Raw genomic sequence first — 26,233 nt, 5'->3', positions numbered from 1 at the left:
TGCCTCTACATATCGCTTTCAAAATTTATATGCGTAAATATATCATTTGCTGAGGATTTTGGAAAGACCGATATGTAAAAATATATCGCAGTGCTGCGGTGATATGTTGTCATAGATCAGTTCTCCCCGGCCTGTCGAGCCTTGCAGGAGAGACTTGGAGGGGGTCGCTTCGCCAACACGGCACCGACGTTGAGTCGATGCTGCGGCTCCATCGGAACCAAGTCTGGCGCGAAATCCGCAATCCGGGCTGCCGGTCCAAACCGCCGACCGCCTGTATTTGCACGCTAGGCTACGACGCCTCGACAAAGCTGTTGAATCCACTCGAGATGCGGCTCTCTTAATCATCCCCGTTCTGGGGCGTTCATCTTGCCCCGGATCGAAACGGGGACAGCATGGCGACTTCGCAGCACAGTTCAGAAGGCCTCGCGCGCGGCGCACGCATGCTGCGCACAGCGCTCGGACCTGCGATCGCAAGCTATCTCGACGACCCATGCATCGTCGAAGTGATGCTCAATCCCGATGGGCGTTTGTGGATCGACCGCTTGTTGCAGGGGCTCTCCGACACGGGAGAGCGCCTGTCGGCAGCTGATGGCGAGCGCATCGTTCGCCTTGTCGCTCATCATGTCGGTGCCGAAGTCCATGCCGGCGCGCCACGCGTCTCGGCCGAGCTGCCCGAGACGGGGGAGCGGTTCGAGGGGCTTCTTCCTCCCGTCGTCGCGGCGCCCGCCTTCGCGATCCGCAAGCCCGCGGTCGCGATCTTTACCCTTGACGACTATGTCGCGGCCGGGACCATGTCGGCGCGCCAGGCGGACGCGCTGCGCCAGGGTGTTGCCAGCCGCGCCAACATTCTCGTTGCAGGCGGTACATCCACGGGCAAGACCACGCTGATCAATGCGCTGTTGGCCGAAGTGGCTAAAACCGCCGATCGCGTGGTCATCATCGAGGATACGCGCGAGCTGCAATGCGCCGCGCCGAATCTCGTTGCGATGCGAACGAAGGACGGCGTCGCGTCGCTCTCCGATCTCGTTCGTTCGTCGCTGCGCCTGCGCCCCGACCGCATTCCGGTCGGCGAAGTGCGCGGAGCCGAGGCGCTCGAACTGCTCAAGGCCTGGGGCACCGGCCACCCCGGTGGCCTCGGCACGATCCACGCCGGCAGCGCCATTGGCGCGCTGCGACGGATGGAACAGCTTATCCAGGAAGCCGTCGTCACCGTCCCGCGCGCGCTGATCGCCGAGACGATCGACCTGGTTGCCGTCCTTTCCGGGCGCGGCTCCGCGCGCCGGCTGTCCGAACTCGCCCGTGTCGATGGCATTCGCCCGGACGGCGATTACCGGGTCGCGCCAGCCGTCCTCGATGGGGACGACAGGCCGACCTTGCTCATCCCAAAGCCCTGAAGGAGAAAATCCGTGATCCAACGCCTGCGCCTCGCGCGCCATCGTCTTGCCATGACCGCTTCCGTTTCCACCCTCATCCTGGTGATGGCCGCGCCCGCTTATGCCTCCGGCTCGTCGATGCCGTGGGAACAACCGCTGCAACAGATACTCCAGTCGATCGAGGGGCCGGTCGCCAAGATAATGGCGGTGATCATCATTATCGTTACCGGCCTGACGCTCGCCTTCGGCGACACGTCCGGTGGCTTCCGCCGGCTCATCCAGATCGTGTTCGGCCTGTCCATCGCATTCGCTGCGTCGAGCTTCTTCCTGTCGTTCTTCTCGTTCGGCGGCGGAGCGCTGGTCTGATGGCGGGTGGTGTCGAACAGAGCGGGTCAATGCCCGACTATGCCGTGCCGGGCTTCACGGTCCTCGTGCATCGGGCGCTGACCGAGCCGATCCTGCTCGGTGGCGCCCCGCGCGCCATTGCCATCATGAACGGGACGCTCGCCGGCGCCGTGGGGCTGGGATTGCGTCTGTGGCTCGTCGGCATCGCCATCTGGGCGATCGGCCATGTTGCCGCCGTCTGGGCCGCCAAGCGAGATCCGCTTTTCGCCGACGTTGTTCGCCGGCACCTGCGCATCCCTGCGCATCTCACTGTCTGAGCGAGGTCGCGCCGATGATGAATCTTGCCGAATATCGCAATCGTAGCAGCCGGCTCGCCGACTTCCTGCCCTGGGTGGCCTTGGTCGGCGCCGGGGTCGTCCTCAACAAGGACGGCAGCTTCCAGCGGACCGCCCGCTTTCGCGGTCCCGATCTCGACAGCGCGGTGCCGGCCGAACTGGTTGCCGTCGCCGGCCGCCTCAACAATGCCTTCCGCCGTCTCGGCTCCGGCTGGGCGATCTTCGTCGAGGCGCAGCGCCATGCCTCGACCAGCTATCCCGACAGCCGCTTTCCGGATGCGGCCTCCACGCTGGTCGATGCTGAGCGAAAGGCGGGCTTCGAGGAGGCCGGCGCGCATTTCGAGTCCAGCTACTTCCTGACACTCACCTTTCTTGCGCCCGCCGAAGACACCGCGCGCGCGGAAAGCTGGCTCTACGAAGGCCGCGAGAAGAAGGGCCTCGACCCCAACGCGGTGCTGACCGGGTTCACTGACCGCAGCGACCGCGTCCTGCGCCTTGTCGAAGCCTTCATGCCGGAGTGCCGCTGGCTCGATGACGCCGAGACGCTGACTTACCTGCATGGCTGCGTCTCGACCAATCGTCACCGTGTCCGCGTTCCTGAAACGCCGATGTATCTCGACGCCATGCTGGCTGACCAGCCACTGACCGGCGGGCTCGAGCCGCGGCTGGGCGCGTCGCATCTGCGCATTCTCACGGTCACGGGTTTCCCGACCGCGACCACGCCGGGACTGCTCGACGAACTGAACCGGCTGGCGTTTCCGTATCGCTGGTCGACACGCGCGATCCTGCTCGACAAGACCGATGCGACCAGGCTGCTGACAAAGATCCGGCGTCAATGGTTCGCCAAGCGCAAATCAGTCGCGGCGATCCTCAAGGAAGTGATGACCAACGAGGCGTCCGTGCTCGTGGACACCGACGCCGCAAACAAGGCCGCCGACGCCGACATGGCGCTGCAGGAACTCGGCGCCGACTATGCCGGCATGGCCTATGTCACCGCGACGGTGACGGTGTGGGACGACGATCCCGGCATCGCCGGCGAAAAACTACGGCGGGTCGAAAAGGTGATCCAGGGCCGCGATTTCACAGCGATCATCGAAACCATCAACGCCGTCGACGCCTGGCTCGGCAGCCTGCCGGGTCATGTCTATGCCAACGTCCGTCAACCTCCCATCTCCACGCTTAATCTCGCCCACATCATCCCGCTTTCCGCGGTGTGGGCGGGGCCGGAACGCGACGAGCATTTCGCAGCGCCCCCTCTGCTCTTCGGCAAGACCGAAGGCTCGACCCCGTTCCGGCTTTCGCTTCACGTCGGCGACGTCGGCCATACGCTGGTCGTCGGCCCGACCGGCGCCGGCAAGTCGGTGCTGTTGGCACTGATGGCGCTGCAGTTTCGCCGCTATGCAGGCTCACAGGTATTCGCCTTCGATTTCGGCGGCTCGATCCGCACGGCCGCACTCGCCATGGGCGGCGACTGGCATGATCTCGGCGGCGATCTCTCCGATAGGGCGATCGATAGTGTCAGTCTGCAGCCGTTCGCCCGCATTCATGATGTCCCCGAGCGCGCCTGGGCTGCCGACTGGATCGTGGCGATCCTGACGCGCGAGAATGTGACGATCACACCTGAGGTCAAGGAGCATATCTGGACGGCGTTGAGTTCGCTGGCATCCGCCCCCGTCGAGGAGCGCACCATCACCGGTCTGGTCGTGCTGCTGCAATCACATGATCTCAAGCAGGCATTGCGCCCCTATTGCGTTGGGGGTCCCTACGGCCGGTTGCTCGATGCCGAGCGCGAACATCTCGGATCGGGGTCGGTCCAGGCATTCGAAATCGAAGGGCTGATCGGAACAGGTGCCGCGCCCGCGGTCCTGTTCTACCTCTTCCATCGCATCGAAGACCGGCTCGATGGCTCACCAACCCTCCTGATCATCGACGAAGGTTGGCTTGCGCTGGACGATGACGGCTTTGCCGGCCAGCTCCGCGAATGGCTGAAGACGCTGCGCAAGAAGAACGCCAGCGTCATCTTCGCCACGCAGTCGCTCAGCGATATCGACGGCTCGGCGATCGCGCCCGCGATCATCGAGAGCTGCCAGACCCGGCTTCTGCTGCCGAACGAGCGCGCCATCGAGCCGCAGATCACGGCGATCTATCGCCGCTTCGGCCTCAACGACCGGCAGATCGAGATCATCGCGCGGGCGATGCCGAAGCGCGACTACTACTGCCAGTCCCGTCGCGGCAACCGGCTGTTCGAGCTTGGGCTGTCCGATGTAGCGCTCGCGCTCTGCGCAGTATCCGCGAAGACCGACCAGGCCGCGATCGCCCGCATCGTCGCCGAGCATGGTCGCGACGGCTTCCTCGCAGCCTGGCTCAACCACCGTGGCGTCGGCTGGGCGGCTGAACTCATTCCCGCCCTAACCAGCCCAGTCCTCACCAACAAGGAGAAATCCCCATGAAACTGCGCCGTTCCCTTGGCATGCGGCTCGCTGCCGCGCTGCTTGTCGCTCCCGCCGCGCTCTCGCCGATGCTGGCGACGCCGGCACACGCCTTGATCGTCTTCGATCCGTCGAACTATTCGCAAAACGTCCTGACGGCGGCGCGCTCGCTCGAGCAGATCACCAACCAGATCACCTCGCTTCAGAACCAAGCCCAGATGCTCATCAACCAGGCGCGCAATCTCGCAAGTCTGCCGTTCTCCTCGCTGCAACAGCTCCAGCAGTCCGTGCAGCGTACGCAGCAATTGCTCGGCCAAGCGCAGAACGTTGCCTATGATGTCCAGCAGATCGATCAGGCCTTCCAGCAGAAATATGGCAACGTCTCGTTGTCGGCTTCGGATCAGCAACTCGTCACTGAGGCGCGCTCGCGCTGGGGCAACACGGTTGGTGGCCTTCAGGACGCCATGCGTGTGCAGGCGGGCGTCGTCGGCAACATCGACACCAACCGCAGTCAGATGTCGGCGCTGGTCGGGCAGAGCCAGGGTGCGACCGGAGCGCTTCAGGCAACACAGGCCGGCAACCAACTCCTCGCGCTTCAGGCGCAGCAACTTGCCGATCTCACCGCTGTCGTCGCCGCGAATGGTCGGGCGCAGGCGTTGCAATCGGCCGAACAGGCCACCGCCGCCGACCAGGGCCGCGAGCAGCGCCGCCGCTTCCTGACGCAGGGCTCGGGCTACCAGCCCGGCGGTGCGCAGATGTTCTATGGCAAGAACTGAGGCCGGCGCGATGGATGGCAAGATCCTCGCGCGTGTCAGTGCAGTCGTCTTCATCGCAGTCGCTTTGACAGTGACCGCGATCGAGATGAGCAGCAAGGACGTTGAGCCTGATGCCCCGGCGATGCGGGATCGTTCCATCGCGTCACAAGACCCGCTGGCGTCCGAACTGCGCCGCTGCTCCGGGATCGGCGAGGCCGGTCCTCGCGATCCCGGTTGCTTGAAGGCGTGGGCAGACAGCCGGCGCCGGTTTCTCGGTCAACGTGACGCGGCGACCGCGCCTGCTCCGGTAGCGCCGACGACGCTGTTTCCAAATGTGGCGGCGTCGGCCGATCGGAAAGAAGGGGACGGAACGGATATGACCGTTCCCGCGATGCAGGTCGCGCCGCCCCGGCCGGAGGCTCGCTGACATGGGTGGCATGGGCGTCATCGACCATTTCCTCGAAGTCTTCACGCGCTACATCGACAGCGGCTTCGGCCTGCTCGGCGGGGAGGTCGGCTTCATCGCCACAACCCTGATCGTCATCGACGTGACGCTGGCGGCCCTCTTCTGGTCCTGGGGTGCGGACGACGACATCATGGCGCGCCTCGTCAAGAAGACCTTGTTTGTCGGCGTCTTCGCCTATCTCATCTCCAACTGGAACAATCTCGCCCGCGTCGTCTTCGAAAGCTTCGCTGGGCTTGGCCTGAAGGCCTCGGGTACGGGTTTTACCGTCAACGATCTCATGCGCCCGGGCAAGGTGGCGCAGACCGGGCTCGACGCCGGCCGGCCGTTGCTGGACTCGATCTCGAACCTCATGGGCTATTGGTCCTTCTTCGAGAACTTCATCCAGATCGCCTGCATGTTCTTCGCCTGGGCGCTGGTGCTGCTCGCCTTTTTCATCCTCGCGATCCAGCTCTTCGTCACGCTGATCGAGTTCAAGCTGACGACGCTCGCCGGTTTCGTGCTGATTCCCTTTGGTCTGTTCGGCAAATCGGCCTTCATGGCCGAGCGGGTGCTCGGCAACGTCATCTCGTCCGGCATCAAGGTGCTGGTGCTCGCCGTCGTCATCGGCATCGGCTCGACCCTCTTCTCCGAGTTCACCTCGGGATTCGGCGGGACCACGCCGTCGATCGACGACGCCATGGCGATCGTGCTGGCCGCGCTGTCGCTGCTCGGCCTTGGCATCTTTGGACCTGGCATTGCCAACGGTCTCGTCTCCGGCGGTCCGCAACTCGGCGCGGGTGCGGCGGTCGGCACCGGGCTCGCCGCGGGCGGCATGGCAGCAGTGGGCGCAGCGGCCGGCGGCGCCGTCGTGTCCGGAGGCGCGGCTGTCAGCGGCGGTGCTGCAGCGGCGGCTCGTGGCGGTGCCGCGACCGCGGGCAGGGCATCCACAGCCTACAATCTCGGCGCGGCCGGAGAGTCTGGTTTTTCCGGCGTCGCATCCGGGCTCGGCGGTGTCATCAGCGCCGGCGCCCAGGGTGCCATCTCACCGCTCAAGCGGGCGGCCAATAATGCGGCAGGCAGCATGAAGCACAGCTACCAGTCCGGCGCTCGCGCGGCCTTCGGGACGACGGGCGGATCATCCACCGCCGGCACGATCGGCGCGAACGCTGGCGAAGCCGGCTCCGCTCCCGTCGCGTCTTCCACAGCCGAAAGTCAGCCCGCCTGGGCGAAGCGCATGAAGCGCTCGCAACAGATGACCCATGGCGTCCAGGCCGCCGCCCACGCCGTTCGCAGTGGCGACAGCCATGGGGGCGGCTCCTCGATCAACCTCTCTGAAAGAGACTAAGCATGTTCAAACGACCGTCCACGCACTACGGCAGATCCCCACAACCCGAGACGCCCTACCAACGCGCTGCACAGGTCTGGGACGAGCGCATCGGTTCGGCTCGCGTGCAGGCGCGCAATTGGCGTTACATGGCCTTCGGTTGCCTGGCGCTCGCCGCCGGGTTCTCCGCCGCGCTCGTCTGGCAATCCGCCAACGGCTCGATCGTGCCCTGGGTGGTGCAGGTCGATCGTCTGGGCCAGGCGCAGGCTGTCGCCCCAGCGGTCGGCGACTATCAGCCGAACGATCCGCAGATCGCCTTCTACCTGGCGCACTTCATCGAACAGGTGAGGTCGATCCCCGCCGATCCGGTCATCGTGCGGCAGAACTGGCTGCGCGCCTATGACTTCGCGACGCAGGGCGGGGCGCTGGCTCTCAACGACTATGCGCGCGCCAATGACCCGTTCACCAAGGTCGGCAAACAGCAGATCGCCGTCGACGTGTCGTCGGTCATCCGCGCATCCCCAGTGAGCTTCCGCATCGCCTGGGTCGAACGCCGCTATCAGGACGGCTCGCTTGCTTCCACGGAGCGCTGGTCCGCGATCCTTACAATTGTCGTGCAGCCCCCGCGCGACGCCGACGCACTGAGGAAGAACCCGCTCGGCATCTACATCAACGCCATCAACTGGTCGAAGGAGCTTGGACAATGACGCCCGCACTCTTCAAGGCCGCCCACTGGGGGTGTCCAACTTTCCTCATCCACGCAATGCCGGCTTTCCGCAAGATGGCCTTTCCAGCACTGCTGCTTTGCACTTCGGCGCTTGCAGGCTGTGCCACCAGGCAGAAGCCGCCGGAAATTTCCTATGACGATCCCGTCCCGGCCGTGCAGGCCGTCGATCCGCCCCCGCCCGTCAAGGTGGTAGAGCTGTCAAAGCCGCTGCCGCTTCCAGGCCAGTTGAAGCCGGTTGGCAAGGACGCAAAGCCCGAGCCGGAACCGTCCGATCCGACCGCGCGCGTGAACCTGGCCAATGCGGCCGCGCGCATGCAGCCTGTCCGCAACGGGTTCATCAATTCGATGCAGGTCTATCCCTTCGTCGATGGCGCGCTCTATCAGGTCTATGCCTCGCCGGGACAGATCACCGACATCGCGCTCCAGCCCGGCGAGCAGCTCGTCGGCTCCGGCCCCGTCGCCGCCGGTGACACCGTGCGCTGGATCATCGGCGATACCGAGAGCGGTACGGGCGCGACCAGGCAAGTCCACATCCTCGTCAAGCCGACGCGCGCCGAACTCATAACCAATCTCGTCATCAATACCGATCGGCGCACCTATCACCTGGAACTGCGATCGACGCCGTCGACCTATATGGCATCGGTTACCTGGCAGTACCCGCAGGACCAGCTCATTGCCTTGCGCCGTCAGAGCCAAGAGGCCGAAGCGGCACAGCCGGTCTCGACGGGCATCGATATTTCTCGTGTGAATTTCCGCTACGAGGTGACGGGCGATCGCGAACCGTGGCGGCCGTTGCGTGCTTTCGACGATGGCAAACAGGTGTTCATCGAGTTCCCGCGAGGCATCGGCCAGGGCGAGATGCCGCCGCTGTTCGTGGTCGGCCCGGAAGGCGACACGTCGGAGCTGGTGAACTATCGCGTGCGCGGCAACTACATGATCGTAGATCGGCTGTTTGCCGCCGCCGAGTTGCGCTTCGGCGCCGGCAAGAACCAGAAGCGCGTCCGCGTCTCCCGCACCGATGGGGTAAGGAGCAGTCGATTTTCATGGATGCGTGGCCCTGGTGAGACCCCGCCAGCGACGTACCCCCGAACAGACAGGGGAGGGTCGTCATCATGAGCGACAAAATGGGTCCCGGGAAGGAAGAAGGCCCGGGGCCGGCGAATGACGCCTGGCCGGAGGCACCGGTCGAGGATGACGCCCGGCCGTTGACAGGCGAGCCAATCGCGGCCATGCGGCTTCGCGCCGAGCCGCCGCGCGTGACGCGTCTTTCCCGAAAGGCGCTAACCGGCTTGGGGCTCGCCGCAAGCCTCGCTGTCGGCAGTGCGTTGCTCTACGCGCTGCAGAACCGTCAACAAGGCCAAGGGCAGGAGCTGTATTCAACCGACAATCGTTCGACGCCCGATGGGCTCGCCGGCCTGCCAAAGGACTATGCAGGCGTTCCGAAGCTTGGCCCACCGCTTCCCGGTGATCTCGGCCGCCCGATCCTCAACGCGCAGAATGGCGGCCCCACGCCATCGACAAGCCCCGTCGGACCGGACCCCGAGCAGCAGCGCCGGGAACAGGAGCTGGAAGCGGCGAGGACCGCGCGTCTGTTCGCGTCCACGCAAACGCGGCCCGCAAGTGACGCGACGCTCGCTCGAGCCACGACCGAAACCATGCCACGACCCGATCTCGCCAGCCTTGGCCTCGCGCCGCAGCCAGCGACGCCCTCGGCGCAGGATCGGCAGCTCGCCTTCCTCGATCAGCCGCCGGACAAGCGTACCGTCTCGCCTGACCGCGTCGCGCCGCCGGCCTCCAAGAACGTCCTGCAGGCGGGCGCCGTCATCGCAGCCGCCCTCATCACCGGCATTCGTTCCGACCTGCCGGGTCAGATTACCGCGCAGGTGACGGAGAATGTCTATGACAGCCCCACCGGCCACATCCTGCTTATTCCGCAGGGGACGCGCCTCGTCGGCCAGTATGACAATGGTGTCGGCTTCGGCCAGCGTCGCGTGTTGCTGGTCTGGACCAGGCTGATTTTTCCAGACGGCCGCTCCATCGTGCTGGAACGTGAGCCCGGGGCGGATGCCGAGGGCTATGCTGGTCTTGAGGATGGCGTCGACTATCATTGGGGCGAGCTGTTCAAGGCTGCAGCACTTTCCACGGTTCTGAGCATCGGCGCGCAGGCAGGCTCATCAGGCCAGGAGAGCGACATCGTGCGCGCCCTGCGCCAAGGGGCTTCCGACAGCATCAGCCAGGCAGGCCAGCAGATCGTCCAGCGGCAGCTCAACATAGCGCCGACGCTCACCATCCGACCGGGATTCCCGGTACGCGTCATCGTCACGCACGACCTCGTGCTCGAACCTTATGGAGGCTGAAATGACCAAGCTGAAACTGGGGCCAATCGCCGACGACAAACCTGTCAAGGTCATGGTGGAACTCCCAGCGGCATTGCATCGTGACTTGACAGCCTATGCCGAGATCCTCGGCCGCGAGGCGGGGCAACGACCCGCCGATGCGCCGCGCCTCATCGTCGCGATGCTGGAGCGATTCATGGCGACGGATCGGGGCTTCTCCAGGGCAAAGCGTTCTGAGGGTGGTTAAGGCCGGCCGACTGAATTCGAATGGGGTCAGTCCATCCATGGAGGGAATCGCACTGGAGGTTTCCTATTTTCGCATTGACTTGGGTGGGCCTAGCTCGTCGCAGTCACCATGTTGCTTGCAGTTCCAACCAGCCTCAGGAGCGCACGCTTCGGATTCGATTCCAGCCACACTGCCTTGATCGAACTGGTGCTGCTCTGTCCACTGATGGGCTTCCACACCGTGGCGTCTATGGCGACTGTCCCGGCAAATCCTTCGCCCGCCAAAGTCACACCTTGACCGAGTTGGACCCTGAGGATGACAGTTGCATCGCTAGCGCGACATATTTGAATGGTGGGGCCACCATCCGAGGCGATCTTTTCGAGCAAAACCGGATCCTGCGGCGATCCGACTGGTATCAGCAGACACGTATCTGCAAGATCCGCCCATGTGACTGCCGGCCTTTCGGCGAGCGGATGGCCAACGGGTAGGAGAACGAACAAGCGCTCCTGCGCAACTATTTCGCTGCGGCATAAGCTGGCGTTCTCAAGCCCGTGCGTGAAGACGATGTCGACGCGCCGGCGGCGTATTGCCGCCAGGCACTGTTCGTGTGGAATGTCCTCGATGGCCACGCTCACGTCCGGATGCAAGCTGCGAAAACGATCTATGAGGCGCACAACGAATGCACGACCCATTTGGGCACAAAATCCTATCCTGACCGTTTTGGCATCCTGGTGGCCTCGACCGCCGCCGGTTTATCAACAATCCAGACGAGGTCGTCGAGGATACGGTTAAGGGCTTCGTCAAGGCACATGCCGATATCGTCAGGCTTGGCGTCAATCCTCGTGTCATCGTCGCCCGTCATGCGCCAGTCAGCGGTAAGGTCGGTGTGATCACCGGCGGCGGCTCCGGCCACGAGCCCGCCTTCATCGGCTACACAGGACGCAACATGCTGGATGCGGTCGCGGTCGGCGAGCTGTTTTCGTCACCGACTGCAAAGAGCTTCTTCGACGCCGCGCGGGAGGCGGATGGCGGCAAGGGTGTCGTCTGCCTCTATGGCAACTATGCCGGCGACAACATGAATGTGAAGATGGCCATTAAGCTCGCCGCCAAGGAAGGCATCGAGATCGCAACCGTCGTTGCCAACGACGATGTGTGTTCGGCGGGACCGGACGAGCGCGACAAGCGCCGAGGCGTTGCCGGCGAGATCTTCATGTGGAAGTGCGCCGGCGCCAAGGCCGCGGAAGGTGCCGATCTCGCGGACGTGCAGGCAGTGGCGCAAAGGGCGATCGACAACTGCCGCTCGATTGGTGTTGGCCTTGGCCCTTGTACGCTGCCCGCCGTGGGGCACCCCAACTTCTCGATCGAGCCGGGCACCATGGAGGTCGGCATCGGTCATCACGGTGAACCGGGTGTGCGGGTCGAACCGCTGCAGCCCGCGGCCGAGATCGCGCGGGAGATGGTCAAGATCGTCCTCGACGATCATGATCTCGCAGCCGGAACGGAAGTCGCGGTCCTCGTGTCCGGCCTCGGCGCAACGCCGGTCAACGAGCTCTACATCCTCAACGACACCATCGAACAGGAGATCACCGGACGCGGGCTGAGCATCCGCCAGACCTATATCGGCAACTATTTCACCTCGCTGGAGATGGTCGGCGCCACACTCACGGTCATGGCGCTCGACCCCGAATTGAAAAGGCTGCTGGATGTGGACGTCGATTGTCCCGCAAGGTTCTAGGAGACGGACGAATGCAGCACTTTGACAACGCTTCCGCTGGCGATATCGTTCTTTCGCTGGCCGACCGGATCATCGAAAACCGAGCCTATCTGAGCGAGATTGACGGCAAGATTGGTGACGGCGACCACGGCGTCAACATGGCTAAGGGCTTCGGCATGGCCGCGGAGAGGATCAGGGGCACCGACATGTCGCTGGCCACGGCCTTCGATACGCTGGGAACCGTGCTTATGACCGAAATCGGTGGTTCCATGGGTCCGCTCTATGGCGTCATGTTCACGCAATTTGCCGAAACGATCGAAAAGTCACCGTCGATCGATGCGAAGACTTTCAGCACCATGCTCACCAATGGTCTCGACGGCATCCAGGCCATCGGGTCGGCCAAGGTTGGCGACAAGACGCTTCTCGACACGCTCGTCCCGGCGATAGACGCCTTCGACAACGCCAACGCCGATGGAAAGCCTTTCCCGGAAGCGCTGGATGCGCTGGTTATCGCGGCCGAAAAGGGCCGCGATGGCACAAAGGACCTTGTGGCAAGGATCGGACGGGCCAGCCGCCTGGGTGCGCGCTCGCTCGGCGTCGTTGATGCCGGCGCCACATCCTGCGCGCTGATCCTGAAAGCCCTGGCGCTCGGTGCCAAGCAGAAACTGCAGCTGTCTGCCACAGCGAGCCACTGAATTACGGATATGCTCCTCCCGAGCAATGGCTCCCGGCTGATCTTCCAGCCGGGAGCTCAGCTAGCTCCGAATTTCATTGAGCTGGAACAGGCTTCAATGGCCGATCGGAGCAATATTGAGAGTTCGCCCGTTTGCGCTCATCTTGAGGATCGATTTCGGATTCGGGGAAACCAGGCAGCATGACCGTCAAGCCACCATCGGCGCGCAAGAACGGGACGGCGCGGGCGGGAGCCGAGGCAGGCACCGAGCCCATCCCGCTGCGCTACGGTGACGATCCCTATGTCTGGGCCTGTTGGCTCTACTACGAAGATCGCATGACGCAGGGCGATATCGCCGAGATCATGGGCATTTCGCGGGCGACGGTGAACAGTTATCTGGCCGATGCCCGCGCCCGCGGTATCGTCAACATTTCCCTCGAGCCGTCACGGCTGAGCTCGCTCTCCATCGCCCAGGAACTCAAGCGCCATTTCGGGTTGCACGATTGTCTGGTCTTGCCAAGCGACGACAATACCCGTCCGCTGATCGATCGGCTTGGCGGGGCCGCGGCGCAGGCCCTTGCCAAGCTTTTGAAATCCGGGGACACGCTTGCCGTTGCCTGGGGGAGGACCGTATTGACAATCGGGGAGCAGGCCTCTGTGCCCGGCCTCCAGGACGTCACCATCGTCCAGGCAACGGGGGGCACGCGTGCGAGTTTTGCCTACACGCCGGAACTCTGCGCGGCCGCCATCGCCGGCGCCGTGGGCGGGAAGCTGATCAACATCACCGCACCAGCAGTTGTTTCGACGTCCGAGGTCCGCGACATGCTGTTGCGCGAGACGCTGATCGAAAGCCAGTTCGAGGCGCTTGCCAAAGCCAACAAGGCGCTTTTCGGCATCTCTTCCCTGCGCCCCAATTCGACGATCCACACCAGCGGCTTCTTTGAATCGGTTTCACTTCAACAGTACCTCGCCAAGGATGCCGTGGGGGTCGTTGCCGGCCGCTTCATCGACGGACAGGGCAATCCGGTGGCCGGCCCGCTCGACGACCGCACGATCGGTATATCGCTCGACAGGCTGAAGGCCATTGGTTTGCGCATCGCGGTCGCCGGCGGTTTCGACAAGGTGCCGGCGATCCTTGCCGCGCTGCGCGGCGGCTACGTCAACGTGCTCATCACCGACGCTGCCACGGGCCGCGGCATTCTGAATGCCGACGGCGTGACGGAGCTCGACCAGAAGCTCTCGCAACGTCCAAGGCTCGACAACGCCGTGGCTTTGCCCAGCAACTTCCGCACCCATGTCAAGAAGTTCCTCAACGATCCCGACGATGTCGTTGAGGAAATGCTTGACGGCGTGGTGAAGGCCCACGCCGCTTACATCGAGCCGATAAAGGGTTCGCATCGTGCTCTCGTTGCCCGTGCGGGGCCGAGGCCTGGGAAGGTGGGGCTGGTGATCGGCGGCGGCACGGGGCATGAGCCCTGCTTTCTCGGCTATGTCGGAAAGGGGCTCGCCGATGCCGTGGCCGTCGGCAACATCTTTTCGTCACCGCCTCCCGGCACGATCTTCCAGTGCGCCAGTGCCGCGTCGGGCGGGCAAGGCGTGCTCTTCGTCTACGGCAACTATGCCGGCGACGTGATGAATTTCGAAATGGCGGCCGAGATAGCGGCGGAAAAAAACATCGAGGTTCGCACGGTGGTGACGACAGACGACATCGCCTCGTCCCCGATCGAGGACAGGGAGGGCCGCCGTGGCGTTGCCGGCAACTTCTTCATCTTCAAGATCGCCGGTGCCGCCTGCGACCGTGGCTTGTCGCTCGATAAATGCGAGGCCGTGACGCGCAAGGCCAATGCACGAACATTCACCATGGGCGTCGCGCTGGAGCCTTGCTCCATGCCGCAGACCCGTCGCCACAATTTCGAGATCGGTCCCGACGACATCGAGATCGGCATGGGCATCCACGGCGAGCCTGGTGTCATCCGCGATAGGATGATGAGCGCCGACGCGATCACGGACCGGATCATGGACCGCATCTTTTCGGAAATGAGGCCGGCAGCGGGCGACCGTGTCGCCGTGCTGATCAATTCATTCGGTGCCACGCCGCTGATGGAACTTTATATCCTATTCAGGCGTGTCGCGCAGCGATTGAGCGCCAAGGACATCACCATAGAGGCGAACTGGGTCGGGCATTATTGCACGTCGCTCGACATGGTCGGTGCGTCGATAACGATCTTGCACCTCGACAACGAGTTGACGGAAATGTTGCATCACCCTTGCGATACGGCTGTCCTGCGGGTCGGCTGAGTTTCTTAGAAGCATGCGCCGATACGATGGGCCGCATCCTGCTTGAACTGGGAGGAACACGATGGCGGACAATGCGGCGCGACGCCTGAGCAGGATGTTCTATCGCATCTCCATTGCGATCGAGGCGGGGAAGGATCACCTCTCGGATCTGGATGGCGCCATCGGCGACGCAGACCATGGCATCACCATGTCACTCGGCTTCCTGGCGGTCAACGCGGAGCTGGCCAAGCTCGACCTCGACCACATGCTTGCGTCGGAAATCTTCTCCGCTGCCGCATCGGCCTTTCTCGATGCCGTCGGCGCCTCCACGGGGCCGCTTTATGCGACGGCGTTTCGAAGAGCGGCACAAGCCCTGAAACAGGATGAACGGCTTTCAGCCGCCGGCCAGGCCGCCATCATCGAAGCCATCACGACCGGCATCAAGGAGCGCGGCAAAGGGCAGCGCGGCGACAAGACCATGCTGGATGCCTGGATTCCCGCAACGGAAGCAGCCGTCAATGCATGTGCCCGCGCTGCCGGAAGCCGGGAGATGTGGAACAGCATCCTGCAGGCTGCGGAAGCCGGTGCAAATTCGACACGATCCATGGTCGCCGCCCGCGGAAGGGCGGCCCGGCTTGGGGAGCGATCCCTGGGGCACATGGACCCGGGAGCGGCCTCGGCCGTCATCATCCTGCGCGCGATGAAAGACACCTTTGGTGGAGACGGTGCGAAGTAGCGAGGGCTGGCAGAGGGAAGCTCGGGCGCCGCCCACTTCGGAATTTGGATGTCCCTGAGCGAAGCATCAGTGCGACGAAGAGCGCCGCCACCTAGATGAGCATCGTGTTAAAGCCACTCGAATGTGGCCAAGCACCACTTCGCCGATCTCGCTTTTGTCGGTGTTCTTCAACGTCAGCGCGAAGGCCCACGTTCTCGGGCGTCATGTGCGGGCAGAGCGACATAGTTCTGGAACAGCATGGCGAGATCGCGCGACTTCGCCGCAGCGTCGTTAATGCCCCTGCCTTCGAGCGCGATCTCGCCGGCGCTGATGTCTTCAAGTCCGGCAATCATCTGAACAAAGTCGACTCGCCGCAGCCGGGCGGGCCGACCAGGATGACGAATTCACCTGACCCAATGTCGACCGACACGCCATGAATAATTCGGACCGTGCCATAGGCTTTCTCAAAACCTGATGCGGTCTTGTCGCTGCCCTTCAGCCTCACGATCAGCCACTCGGCGGTGGATTTCGCCAATTGGCCCTTGCCGATCCACAGCCAGTCCTCCAGTCCAACGCGTACATTGCCGCCCGGTGCGATCGCCTGGGGTGGCGATCGCAGCGGCTGCGACCGGCGCCCAGCACCGACCAATGGCGATCCTGTTCGAACCGGCGGGTCGGCGGTGCGCTTCATATGCGCCACGTCCTCGGGATGAGTGCCGATGCCACTGTGTGCCGAACACGCTCTGTACGAAGAACGGTGCGTTGACCAGGCCCGCTCGACGGATGGCGAGTGTAGAAATTGCCGATGTGGTAGCACTCGATTTCGAAACGCGTGCCGTTCTCCGCGCAGAAGCCTCGTTGACAGAGGCGCTCTGGGGCCATAGCGTATCTGACTGGTATAACAGGTATGCCACATGATCGGAGTTCTGATCAAACAGCGGAAGCTCTCGGACGAGGTTGCCGCGCATCTAGAGAGGCTGATCCGAAAGGGAGAGCTGGCCGAAGCCGACCGGCTCCCATCCGAACGGGAACTGATGCGGCAGTTCGGGGTCGGGCGCCCTTCAATCCGCGAGGCCCTGCTGCATCTGAGCAAGATGGGCCTTGTCGAGGTGAAATCCGGCGAGCGCGCCCGCGTCACTCGGCCAACTCCCCAATTCGTGATCGACGCCCTCTCGGGGCCGGCGCGGCACATGATTTCGGCGCCGGGCGGGATTCATGACTTCCAGTGCGCGCGTTTGTTTTTCGAAGTCGGGCTTGCCCGCAACGCCGCCATCAATGCCACGCCAGAGGATATCGAAAGCCTCGAGGAGGCGCTCGAAATCAACCGGCAGTCGATCGGGGACCTGACGCGCTTCGAGCGCACCGACGTCGACTTCCACTACGTGCTGGCGGTGATCACCCGCAATCGAATCTTCACAGCTATCCACGCGGCGTTGGCCGAATGGCTGCTCGAACAGCGGCGCACGACTTTGGCCAAAGGTGAAGACCGCAAGGCCTATGAGGCTCATCGCGAAATCTTTGACGCCGTCGCAGCGCGCGATCCAGACGCCTCCGAAGCGGCTATGCGCAGGCATCTGGAATATGTGTCCAGGCGCTATCTGGAAATTGCAGGTGCCAAGTGATGAGGGGCTTCGTGGTCTGGGTCGATTTCCGCCTCAAGCCGGGTGCCCGGGGCAGATTCCGCGAGCTTGTCGACGCCAATGCGACCGCGTCGATTCGCAGCGAAACCGGTTGCCGTCGCTTTGATGTGACGCAGGCGCGCGACGAGCCTGACCGGGTCCTGCTCTACGAGATTTACGACAGCGAAGCGGCATTCGAGCACCACTGCCGCACCGCTCATTTCGACGAATTCAACACGCAGAGCGCGCCGCTCGTCGTCACCAAGCTGGTGACGACCTGCGATCTCGTTCTTGAGGCCACGCATTGAAGGCAACATAGGCAGATCGGCCCTTTGGGGCGAACGGGAGGGTAGTGCATGTTAGAGCCAAGTCTCAAGGCGTTAGCCTCTCACAGGCGGGTCAAGCTCGGTACGCTTGTCGCCGAATTCGCCACGCCGGGAATTGGTCACATCCTGAAGTCCGCTGGTTGCGATTTCGTCTTTTTCGACATGGAGCATTCGGGATTCAGCTTGGAAACGCTGAAGAGCGCGATCCGCTATTTCGAGGCAGCCGATCTGCCGGTTATGGTGCGCGTGCCGTCGCAGGACTACCATTTCCTTGCCCGCGCGATGGACATGGGCGCTGAAGGGCTGATCGCACCGATGGTGAGTTCGGTCGAAGAGGCGCAACACATCATCAAATCCATGAAATACCATCCTGCCGGCGCCCGCGGCGTGGCGCTGCAGATCGCTCACGACCGCTACCGTCCGGGTTCGGTCGCTGACAAATTCGAGGCCGCCAACAAGCGCTCGACGTTCATCTGCCTGATCGAGACCGCCGACGGCGTCAAGAACATCGACGGCATCGCGGGACTGGACGGGGTCGATTGTCTGTGGGTCGGACATTTCGATCTGTCCGTCTCGCTCGGCATTCCGGGCGACTTCGCCCACCCCACTTTCACCGCTGCAATGGCCAAAATCGTTGCAGCCGCCAAGAAGCACAACAAATCGCTTGGACGCCTGGTGCCCAACGTCGCGCAGGGACACGACTTCTACGCACAAGGCTTCGATTTCATTTGTTATTCGGGCGACGTTTGGGTCTTGCACGACGCGATGGCTGACGCGGTTTCCAAAATCCGGGCCGGGTGCCAATAGAGCGGAGGAGACGATGGACAGCGTGAAATTCAGGGTGGCGCTTTCGGGTGATTTCCGTAAGCCGGACGGCTCGCCGACCTATCCAGATTTCGATCTGGAGCCGCTGCGCAATGCGGTGGGCGTCGAGATGGTGTTCCTGGAATCGAACAGTCCGCTTCGCGCCGACCAACTTGAGGATTTCGATGCGCTGATCCTTCTCGCCCATCGCTTCGATTCCACGAGTGTGCCCAGGAGCGGCCGCCTGGCCGTCGTTGCCCGCTTCGGGGTCGGCTACGACACTGTCGATGTTGAGGCCTGCACCGCCGCCGGCATTGCCTTGGTCATCACGCCCGATGGCGTGCGACGGCCCGTCGCCGTATCCGTCATCACCTTCATGCTGGCACTGACCGGCAAACTGCTGACAAAGGACGCGCTCACCCGCAAGGGACCTCATGGCTTCCAGGAGCGCTCGGAACATATGGGCGTCGGGCTCGTCGGGCGTACGCTTGGGTCGCTGGGCATCGGCAACATCGGCGCCGAGGTCTTCCGCTTGGCGAGGCCCTTTGACATGCAATTCATTGCCCATGACCCGTTCGCTGACAAGAGGGTTGCTGCCGACCTGGGCGTCGAACTGGTCGGGCTGGAGGACCTGTTTCGCCGCGCCGACGTGCTGTCGGTGAGTTGCCCGCTGTCGCCGCAGACCCACCACATCGTCAATGCTGAGCGGATCGCCCTGATGAAGCCGACAGCTTACCTGATCAACACCGCGCGCGGCCCGATCGTCGACCAGAAAGCGCTGACACAAGCGCTGCAGGCGCGCCGCATCGCGGGGGCCGGTCTCGACGTGCTCGAGCAGGAGCCTCCCGATGCAGACGATGCGATCCTCAAACTCGACAATGTCATCCTGGCGCCGCACGCGCTTTGCTGGACCGACCAGTGCTTTGCCGGCAACGGTGCCGCCGACGTCAAGGCGGTGATCGAGGTGCAGCACGGTCGCGAGCCGCGCGGCGTGGTCAATCGCGAGGTGCTTTCGAGCGAGCTGTGGAAGACCAGGCTGTCGGGGCTCGCGGCCCGCTTCGGAACCTAGGAGGACGCTGATTTTTTGGTGCGCCGCCGCGGCCCCCTTGCGGCGACTTTACGGGAGGAATGCTCGACCGCCGCGCCCGCGGACGAGTGAGGCAAATGGAAACGGGAGGACCAAGCACTATGAACGATCGTGACAAACGTGACTTTCAGGCAGGTCTCGAAGCAGAGGTCGACGCCTTCATGCGCGGCGAAACTACCCGCCGAACTTTCATAACCCGCTTCGGTCAGATGACCGGCATGTTGGCTGCGTCTGGCCCGATGCTGGGGATGATGACCGATTGGGCGGTGGCGCAGCAGACGCTGGAACTGGCGGACGCCACCTCGCCGCTCGGCCAAGCGCAGGCTGCAGCCCTGAAAGCATCGAAGGAAGGCCCGGCGGACGGTTCCGCCTTTCGCGCGGTGGAGGCCGCCAAGGCGCATTCGGGCGTCACCCTCAACATGACCTACGAGGCTGGCCTGCAGGCACTCGATCCGCGCAATTTCAGTGGGCCGATGTGGGAGCAGCTTACCGGGATGAAGTCGAATGTCGTCGAACTGTCGAACCCGGACCAGTACTCCAAGGCGGTCGCCGAGCACATCGCCGGCTCAGGTGCCTATGACGTCCTCGACGTCTCGCCGGCCTGGACACCATCGCTTGCCGATGGCGGCGTCATCGCACCTCTCGACGACTACATCGCCAAATACATGAACCCGGCAGACCTCGAGGACTACCACCCTCTGTACAAGGCGCTGCCAACCTACAAGGGCAAGATCTGGGGGTTCTTCGACGACGGCGACATGTTCGCTCTCTACTACCGCAAGGACATCTTCGAGGATCCGAAGATGATGGAGGCCTACCAGGCAAAGTTCAACGCCAAGCTTGGACCGCCGAAGACTTGGGAGGAATATGCCCAGATCGCCCAGTTCATCACCGACCAGATGGCGCCAAAGGTCTATGGCGCGGGACACTTCCGCAAGGCGGGCAGCCCCGGCAACCAGTTCGACTTCCTGCAGCAGTACCGCGCCAACGGCGGCAAACTGTTCGGCGACGACATGAAGGCGGGCCTAGTTTCGGACGCCGGCGTCAAGACGCTGACCAACATGCTCGCGGCGAACAAGGCCTCGATCCCCGGCAACAACGAGCTCGACGCCGTCTCCCTGTGGGCGGCCTTCCTGACCGGCAAAGTCGCGATGATCTATTCCTGGCCTCCCAGCGGCCGCATGGCGGCGAATTATTCGCAGTCCGCCACGGCGATCAACTTCATCCCCCAGTCCCAGATCGCTGGCAAGGTCGGCTATGCCGTCGTTCCGGGCAATCCGGAACATGCCACCGGCTACAACAAGGCGCTGTCGGCGGACTCGCCCAACCCCGAGGCGGCGTATCTGTTCATGCAATGGATATGCTCGCCACCGGTCTCTCTGGCGCGTTGCATGCTGCCCTATGCGCTACGAGACCCGTACCGCATCTCGCACTTCAAGTCCGAACTCTACGGCGCGCTCTTCCCAAGTGCCAAGGAGTACCTTGCCAATCTCAACAACTCGGCAAATGTTGGTCTGCTCGACCCGATCATGCCAGGCGCGCAGGACTACTTCTTGAGCATCGACCGTATGTGCACCGCGGTGTGGGCTGGTGCGGATCCGAAGGCGTCGCTGGAAACGGCGGCGGCCGAGTGGAACGAGACGACCGACCGACTGGGTGTGGATTCGCAGAAAGGTTTCTACACCGAGTTCCTGAAACTGCCTGGCGCCACCGCCGACAACACGGTGGAAAAACTTGGCATGGCGGTCACCCTCTGAGGGGAGGCAGAGCCTGGAGCAATTGGTGTTGCGGGCGCTTGGCTCGCAACACCTCGCCGAACCGCTAAGCAGCCTTTTGGATACACCGATGCAGCCCACCGCCACGATTCACCGCTTGAAGGCCGCCGGCGCACCGCCCCGGCTATCTGCGTTCGCCCAATGGGCCGACCGCCATTTCAAGTGGCTGCTGGTCGCGCCCGCGGTGCTGCTGATATTGGCGCTGTCGATCTATCCGCTCCTGTTCTCGCTGGTCGTTTCCTTCATCAACTACGACTTCCAGGTGCCGGGCCACGCATTTGTCGGATTGAAGAACTTCGAGCGGGTCGTGTTCGATCCCGTGGCACGTTGGTCACTGTTGCTGACGGCATGGCTGTCGGGCATCAGCGTCGCTATCGAATTCGTGCTCGGTCTCCTGGTGGCGCTGACAATGGTGCGCAGCTTTCCGGGCCGCGGCGTGATCATGTCGATCCTGATCGTGCCGCTGTTCATCAGCCCAGTCATCGTCGGCCAGGCCTGGACGCTGCTTTTGCAGCGGCCTTTCGGACCGACCAACTATATCCTGACGCAATTGCTGGGGCAGGAGGTTACGATCGGCTGGATGACCGAGCGCCCGTGGCTCTATGTCTCGCTCATCATCGCCGATGTCTGGCAGTGGACGCCATTCATGTTCGTCATCCTGCTCGCTGGCCTGACCGCAATTCCTCCCAATCTCTATGAGGCGGCAGAACTCGACGGGGTCAACGCCTGGCAGGTCTTCTGGGCGATCACGCTCCCCCATCTGGGGCCGATGATGCTGCTGGCGCTGACTTTCCGTCTGCTCGACGCCATCCGTATGTTCGATACCATATTCATCATGACAGGCGGCGGCCCGGGAACACAAACGTACACGGCCTCCTATTATCTCTATACCGTCGGCTTCACGCAGTTTCATCTGTCGCAGGCAACGGCCGGAAGTTGGCTGTTCCTGATCTTTACGGCGCTCATCGTGGCGTTGCTGGTACGCCGGCTCTTGAAGGTCGATCCGGTCTGATGGCCGCCGTAGCGCCCGCCCGCCGCAGGAAACGCCGGTCGGTGCCGATCGGGCGAATCCTGCTTTTGGGGTTCTTCCTGGTGTTCGTGCTGTGGCCGCTCTACTGGATGTTCAACACCTCAATCAAGCCCAGCGACGACTACCTCACCGTACCGCCTGTCTGGTTCCCCGCGGAGCCGACGCTTGTCCACTACGAAGCCGCGCTGTTCACCTATCGCGGTCTCGACGGGCTTATCAACAGCTTGGTTATTTCGCTTTCGGCCACGGTGCTTTCGGCACTGTTCGGCACGCTGATGGCCTATAGTCTGGCGCGCTACAACACGGGTGGCCGGCATCTGTCCTTCTGGGTGCTGTCGCAGCGCTTCCTGCCACCTATCGGCATCGTCCTACCGGTATTCCTGATCTACCGCGGCGTCGGGCTATACGACACCCATATCGGGCTGATCATAGCCTACACGGTCTTCACGCTGCCGGTGTCAGTTTGGATGATGTTCGCCTATTTCCGCGGCATGCCGAAGTCGATGGAGGAGGCGGCCCTCGTCGATGGCTGCACGCGATGGGAGGCTTTCTGGCGCGTTGCCGTGCCGCTGGCCGCGCCCGGCATCGTCGCGGCGGCTGTCTTCGCCTTCATTGCCTGCTGGACCGAGTTCTTCTTCGCGCTGATTTTGACAAGCCGAACTGCCTTCACGCTGCCAACGGTCTTCCGCGCCTTCATCGGCTTCCAGGGCGCACAATATGGTGAAGCCGCGGCCCTTGCCATCGTCTCCCTCGTGCCATCGATCGCCCTTGGAGTGCTTGCTCAACGACATCTCGTGCGCGGGCTGACGCTCGGCGCCGTTCGCGGATAGGGAAAGTTAGGCATGGCCGAAGTCAGAATCACCGGCTTGCACAAGCGCTACGGCGCCTTCCATGCGGTGCGCGGTATTGACCTCCACATCCGCGACGGCGAGTTCACCGTTCTGGTTGGTCCGTCCGGCTGCGGCAAGAGCACCCTGTTGAGGACCATCGCCGGACTGGAGGAGAGTTCACAAGGCACGATCGAGATCGGCGGCGAGGTGGTCAATGATTTCAGGCCGCGCGACCGCGACGTGGCAATGGTGTTCCAAGATTATGCGCTCTATCCGCATATGAGCGTGGCCAAGAACATTGGCTTCGGCCTCAAGGCTCGCAAGATGCCGAAGCCAGAGGTGGAGATGCGCGTTGCCGAGGCGGCGCGCATGCTTGGCATCACTCCCTTGCTGGGGCGTTTTCCGCGCCAACTGTCCGGTGGCCAGCGCCAGCGCGTCGCCATCGGCCGCGCCATAGTCCGCAACCCCCGCATCTTTTTGTTCGACGAGCCGCTGTCCAATCTCGACGCACAGCTTCGCGACGAAATGCGCGGCGAGATCAAACGCCTTCACCAGGACATTGCCACAACGATGATCTACGTCACCCATGACCAGATCGAAGCAATGACGTTGGCTGACCGCATCGTGCTGATGCGCGACGGGCTGATAGAGCAGCAGGGCGCGCCACTCGAGTTGTTCGAGCGCCCAGCCTCGACCTTCGTCGCTGGGTTCCTGGGTTCGCCGCGGATGAGCTTCCTGCCAGGCACCCTTGCCTTGGAGGGAAGCACCGCCGCCATCCGGCTCGCGGACGCACTGCTGCCTTTAGCGCCCGGCAGGGGGCTGCAGGGCGTCGCAGACGGACAGAAGGTGCTGCTCGGGTTGAGACCGGAGCACCTCACTCGTGCGCACACTGCCACGCCGGCGCAGGGCACGTTTCGCTATGAGGCAACAATCGACCTGCTGCAGCCGACCGGCTCGCGCAGCTACGCGACATTCCGACTTGCGGGTGCGCCGGTGATGGCGGAGTTGCAGGCGCACGACGTCAGCCGTCCTGGGGAGAAGCTGGCGATCGACATCAACATGAAACGGGCATCGATCTTCGACGCCACGACGGAGCGGGCACTTTGACCTCGACAGCTTCTCTGGCAGTCCGCTTGTGTGGCACCGAACAGCTCGAGGAACCGCTGCGCACACTGCGCGCCGGCTCCCTGTCGCTCGCGTTCGACAATGGGGCGTTGCGTTACATCCGCATTGGGACGATCGAGGTTTTGCGCGGAATCTCGTTCCTTGTACGGGACGAAAACTGGGGAACATGTACCCCCGTTCTCGATGATCTGCGGATCGACGAGAGGCCGGATGCGTTCGCCATTGAATACCGTGGAACATGTGCCGCAACATCGGGCCGCCTGGTTTACCGGGCCCGGATCTCGGGCAGTAGCGATGGCGCACTGTCGTTTGTGGCAGAAGCAGAGCCCGAGACCGACCTTTTGACCAACCGGACCGGCTTCGTCGTGCTGCATCCGATCGCGGCTTTGGCCGGCAAGCCGGTGAGGGTGCTGCATCAGGATGGTCTCGAAAGACCTTCGCTTTTTCCAGACGTTATTGATCCTGAATGTCCGTTTACTGACCTGCGCGCGTTGTCGCATGAGATCGCGCCTGGGATCTGGGCCACCTGCACCATGGATGGTGATGCCTTTGAGATGGAGGACCAACGCAACTGGTCTGATGCCTCCTATAAGACCTATGTTCGTCCCCTGCGTCGCCCGTGGCCCTACAGACTGCCCAAGGGTGAGAAATTCACGCAGGCCGTCCGGCTTCATGTGTCGGGGACGCTTTGTAGGGGGACGTCTGAAAACCCCAACCCACCGATCAACGTGACAATTGGCGGACCGGCCGGCCGAGTGCCTCGCATTGGCGTCGGCGTCGCCGCCGGGGAAGCCAGGCACGCCCTTGAAACCTCCGATCTAATTCGGCAATTGGCTCCGCAGTGGATGGTCTGCCAGGTCGATCTCCGTCTCGGCCACGGTCACGATGAACTTGAACGCTACGCAGCGCTGACCCGGTTGATCGGGGCAAGCGTCGTACTGGAGATCATAACCAGGGGAACGCTGGATCCGTTCGGCGAGTTGAAGCCGGTCGCGGACGCTGTCCGTCGCCTAGGCCTCGCTCCAGAGGCTGTCTGCGTCTTTCCGGCGCAGGACATGAAATCGGTACAGCCGGGAGCAACATGGCCGGCGATGCCAAGCTTCCACGAAAACTACTCCGCGGCGCGCCGGGCTTTCCCGGGTGTAACGCTGGGCGGCGGCATGGCCGCGTACTTCACCGAGCTCAATCGCAAGCGCCCGCCAGGAGAGGCGCTCGACTACGCGACCTTCACCACCTGTCCAAGCGTGCACGCTGCAGACGATGTGTCGGTGATGGAGACGCTTGAAGTCATTCCCCATCTGATCCGCTCTGCCCGTGCCTTCATGGGCGAACGCTTGCCGCTGCGTGTGGGCCCCAGTCAACTCGGCTGCCGCGAGAACCCTTACGGAGCCTCCACGGCGCAGAACGAAGCGAACGGTCGCGTCTGCCTCACCCGCATCGATCCTCGCCAGCGCGGGCTGTTCAATGCGGCCTGGATCGTCGGCTATTTCGCGGCCTGCGCTCGCGAGGGCATCGAAGCCGTCGCCTTCGGTGACTTCACCGGCCCATTTGGTTTCGTCTACAGGAGAGGCAATTTCGCGCAGCCGTGGTTCGACCAACAGGATGGCCCAATGGTGTATCCCGCTTTCCATATCATGGCAGGCCTATCAAAGCTCGGTGGCGCCAGTCTGCTGTCGGTGGGAACTTCCGGAATTGACAGCATCGCGGCGATCGCCGCCGAAAAAGACGGGAGCACGACGCTTTGGCTTTCTAACCTTACTGCCAAGAGGCAATCCGTGCGGCTTTCGGGTATGCCGGTCGGCGCGCGCATTTGTCTTCTTTCTGCCGACCATTTCGAGCGGGCGGCCGCCGATCCGAACTTCATGGGAGGGTTCGGACGACAGTTGGATGAGCAATTAATTCTGGACGCCTACGCCGTGGCGCGGGTCGATCTGCACGGTTCGTCTGCGACTTAGCCCCGCGT

Annotated in this window: 27 protein-coding genes; 24 read left to right on the top strand and 3 right to left on the bottom strand. The window is 63.2% G+C overall.

What is annotated here, in order from left to right; all coding sequences use genetic code 11:
• The first annotated feature begins 392 nt into the window (after positions 1-392).
• Genes trbB through AC0L2U_RS16980 form a run of 11 tightly spaced genes read left to right on the top strand, consistent with a single transcriptional unit; the run spans position 393 to position 10,316 of the window.
• Entirely contained in the window at positions 393-1,394 is a 1,002-nt protein-coding gene (gene trbB, locus AC0L2U_RS17030) for a P-type conjugative transfer ATPase TrbB (protein ID WP_128287986.1), read from the top strand.
• A 51-nt stretch (positions 1,395-1,445) separates the two neighbouring features.
• Positions 1,446-1,739, top strand: a complete 294-nt coding sequence (locus AC0L2U_RS17025; RefSeq protein WP_245486551.1) for a TrbC/VirB2 family type IV secretion system protein — start codon at positions 1,446-1,448, stop codon at positions 1,737-1,739.
• Positions 1,740-1,768: 29 nt separating this feature from the next.
• On the top strand, positions 1,769-2,035 hold the full coding sequence (locus tag AC0L2U_RS17020; RefSeq protein WP_128287984.1) for a VirB3 family type IV secretion system protein: 267 nt from the start codon (positions 1,769-1,771) through the stop codon (positions 2,033-2,035).
• 14 nt (positions 2,036-2,049) lie between these two features.
• Positions 2,050-4,503 carry a conjugal transfer protein TrbE gene (gene trbE / locus AC0L2U_RS17015; RefSeq protein ID WP_128287983.1) on the top strand — a complete coding sequence of 818 codons (2,454 nt, stop codon included), beginning with the start codon at positions 2,050-2,052 and terminating at the stop codon, positions 4,501-4,503.
• Complete coding sequence (trbJ, locus tag AC0L2U_RS17010; RefSeq protein WP_473602284.1) at positions 4,500-5,258, top strand: P-type conjugative transfer protein TrbJ; 759 nt, start codon at positions 4,500-4,502, stop codon at positions 5,256-5,258. The genes trbE and trbJ overlap by 4 nt, the downstream gene beginning before the upstream one ends.
• Positions 5,259-5,268: 10 nt before the next feature.
• Positions 5,269-5,664 (top strand): putative entry exclusion protein TrbK-alt, encoded by a 396-nt coding sequence (gene trbK-alt, locus AC0L2U_RS17005; RefSeq protein WP_128287981.1) that lies wholly within the window; start codon positions 5,269-5,271, stop codon positions 5,662-5,664.
• Position 5,665: 1 nt separating this feature from the next.
• Positions 5,666-7,027 (top strand): P-type conjugative transfer protein TrbL, encoded by a 1,362-nt coding sequence (gene trbL / locus AC0L2U_RS17000; RefSeq protein WP_473602282.1) that lies wholly within the window; start codon positions 5,666-5,668, stop codon positions 7,025-7,027.
• A gap of 2 nt (positions 7,028-7,029) precedes the next feature.
• Entirely contained in the window at positions 7,030-7,713 is a 684-nt protein-coding gene (trbF, locus tag AC0L2U_RS16995) for a conjugal transfer protein TrbF (protein WP_128287979.1), read from the top strand.
• Positions 7,710-8,849, top strand: coding sequence for a P-type conjugative transfer protein TrbG (gene trbG, locus AC0L2U_RS16990; protein ID WP_245486549.1), 1,140 nt, complete (start codon positions 7,710-7,712; stop codon positions 8,847-8,849). Before trbF ends, trbG begins: the two co-directional genes overlap by 4 nt.
• Positions 8,846-10,090 carry a TraB/TrbI/VirB10 family type IV secretion system protein gene (locus AC0L2U_RS16985; RefSeq protein WP_128287978.1) on the top strand — a complete coding sequence of 415 codons (1,245 nt, stop codon included), beginning with the start codon at positions 8,846-8,848 and terminating at the stop codon, positions 10,088-10,090. Before trbG ends, AC0L2U_RS16985 begins: the two co-directional genes overlap by 4 nt.
• Before the next feature lies 1 nt (position 10,091).
• Positions 10,092-10,316: a DUF2274 domain-containing protein gene (locus AC0L2U_RS16980; protein ID WP_128287977.1), complete on the top strand. Its 225-nt coding sequence runs from the start codon at positions 10,092-10,094 to the stop codon at positions 10,314-10,316.
• Between the two features lie 89 nt (positions 10,317-10,405).
• Here the strand turns inward: AC0L2U_RS16980 and AC0L2U_RS16975 are convergent, their stop codons facing one another.
• Positions 10,406-10,987 (bottom strand): LysR family substrate-binding domain-containing protein, encoded by a 582-nt coding sequence (locus AC0L2U_RS16975; RefSeq protein ID WP_473602281.1) that lies wholly within the window; start codon positions 10,985-10,987, stop codon positions 10,406-10,408.
• Between the two features lie 62 nt (positions 10,988-11,049).
• Here AC0L2U_RS16975 and AC0L2U_RS16970 point away from each other — a divergent pair, with 62 nt between their 5' ends.
• The 4 genes from AC0L2U_RS16970 to dhaL (AC0L2U_RS16955) all read left to right on the top strand — a co-directional run bounded on the left by AC0L2U_RS16970 (position 11,050) and on the right by dhaL (AC0L2U_RS16955) (position 15,695).
• Complete coding sequence (locus AC0L2U_RS16970; RefSeq protein ID WP_473602312.1) at positions 11,050-12,030, top strand: dihydroxyacetone kinase subunit DhaK; 981 nt, start codon at positions 11,050-11,052, stop codon at positions 12,028-12,030.
• 11 nt (positions 12,031-12,041) lie between these two features.
• Positions 12,042-12,704 (top strand): dihydroxyacetone kinase subunit DhaL, encoded by a 663-nt coding sequence (gene dhaL / locus AC0L2U_RS16965; RefSeq protein ID WP_292336085.1) that lies wholly within the window; start codon positions 12,042-12,044, stop codon positions 12,702-12,704.
• A gap of 179 nt (positions 12,705-12,883) precedes the next feature.
• Complete coding sequence (locus tag AC0L2U_RS16960) at positions 12,884-14,980, top strand: bifunctional sugar-binding transcriptional regulator/dihydroxyacetone kinase subunit DhaK (RefSeq protein ID WP_473602279.1); 2,097 nt, start codon at positions 12,884-12,886, stop codon at positions 14,978-14,980.
• A 61-nt stretch (positions 14,981-15,041) separates the two neighbouring features.
• The gene (dhaL, locus tag AC0L2U_RS16955; RefSeq protein WP_473602278.1) at positions 15,042-15,695 is read left to right on the top strand and encodes a dihydroxyacetone kinase subunit DhaL; all 654 of its coding nucleotides are present in this window, start codon (positions 15,042-15,044) and stop codon (positions 15,693-15,695) included.
• A 173-nt stretch (positions 15,696-15,868) separates the two neighbouring features.
• Here dhaL (AC0L2U_RS16955) and AC0L2U_RS16950 read toward each other — a convergent pair whose 3' ends face one another.
• Together AC0L2U_RS16950 and AC0L2U_RS16945 are read right to left on the bottom strand one after the other, a co-directional pair.
• Positions 15,869-16,027, bottom strand: a complete 159-nt coding sequence (locus AC0L2U_RS16950; RefSeq protein ID WP_292336083.1) for a hypothetical protein — start codon at positions 16,025-16,027, stop codon at positions 15,869-15,871.
• A complete protein-coding gene (locus AC0L2U_RS16945; protein WP_473602277.1) occupies positions 16,024-16,365 on the bottom strand; it encodes a 3-keto-5-aminohexanoate cleavage protein in 342 nt (113 codons plus the stop codon). Before AC0L2U_RS16945 ends, AC0L2U_RS16950 begins: the two co-directional genes overlap by 4 nt.
• A 223-nt stretch (positions 16,366-16,588) precedes the next feature.
• Between AC0L2U_RS16945 and nanR the strand changes: the two genes are divergently transcribed.
• The 9 genes from nanR (at position 16,589) to AC0L2U_RS16900 (ending at position 26,225) form a co-directional block, all read left to right on the top strand.
• Positions 16,589-17,296 (top strand): transcriptional regulator NanR, encoded by a 708-nt coding sequence (gene nanR / locus AC0L2U_RS16940; protein WP_473602275.1) that lies wholly within the window; start codon positions 16,589-16,591, stop codon positions 17,294-17,296.
• A gap of 11 nt (positions 17,297-17,307) precedes the next feature.
• On the top strand, positions 17,308-17,601 hold the full coding sequence (locus tag AC0L2U_RS16935) for a putative quinol monooxygenase (protein WP_473602273.1): 294 nt from the start codon (positions 17,308-17,310) through the stop codon (positions 17,599-17,601).
• Positions 17,602-17,649: 48 nt separating this feature from the next.
• Positions 17,650-18,426 carry an HpcH/HpaI aldolase family protein gene (locus tag AC0L2U_RS16930; protein WP_473602272.1) on the top strand — a complete coding sequence of 259 codons (777 nt, stop codon included), beginning with the start codon at positions 17,650-17,652 and terminating at the stop codon, positions 18,424-18,426.
• Positions 18,427-18,439: 13 nt separating this feature from the next.
• Positions 18,440-19,492 carry an NAD(P)-dependent oxidoreductase gene (locus tag AC0L2U_RS16925; RefSeq protein WP_473602271.1) on the top strand — a complete coding sequence of 351 codons (1,053 nt, stop codon included), beginning with the start codon at positions 18,440-18,442 and terminating at the stop codon, positions 19,490-19,492.
• Between the two features lie 119 nt (positions 19,493-19,611).
• The gene (locus tag AC0L2U_RS16920; protein ID WP_127807859.1) at positions 19,612-21,267 is read left to right on the top strand and encodes an extracellular solute-binding protein; all 1,656 of its coding nucleotides are present in this window, start codon (positions 19,612-19,614) and stop codon (positions 21,265-21,267) included.
• Positions 21,268-21,355: 88 nt separating this feature from the next.
• Positions 21,356-22,297 carry a carbohydrate ABC transporter permease gene (locus AC0L2U_RS16915; RefSeq protein WP_127380542.1) on the top strand — a complete coding sequence of 314 codons (942 nt, stop codon included), beginning with the start codon at positions 21,356-21,358 and terminating at the stop codon, positions 22,295-22,297.
• 41 nt (positions 22,298-22,338) lie between these two features.
• Complete coding sequence (locus AC0L2U_RS16910; protein WP_473602270.1) at positions 22,339-23,145, top strand: carbohydrate ABC transporter permease; 807 nt, start codon at positions 22,339-22,341, stop codon at positions 23,143-23,145.
• 12 nt (positions 23,146-23,157) lie between these two features.
• The gene (locus tag AC0L2U_RS16905) at positions 23,158-24,252 is read left to right on the top strand and encodes an ABC transporter ATP-binding protein (RefSeq protein ID WP_127380543.1); all 1,095 of its coding nucleotides are present in this window, start codon (positions 23,158-23,160) and stop codon (positions 24,250-24,252) included.
• The gene (locus AC0L2U_RS16900; RefSeq protein ID WP_473602268.1) at positions 24,249-26,225 is read left to right on the top strand and encodes a D-apionate lactonase family protein; all 1,977 of its coding nucleotides are present in this window, start codon (positions 24,249-24,251) and stop codon (positions 26,223-26,225) included. Before AC0L2U_RS16905 ends, AC0L2U_RS16900 begins: the two co-directional genes overlap by 4 nt.
• Positions 26,226-26,233 lie beyond the last annotated feature (8 nt).

It is taken from the genome of Mesorhizobium sp. WSM4808, assembly GCF_055811675.1.
This window is presented reverse-complemented; position numbering and strand designations above follow the sequence as displayed.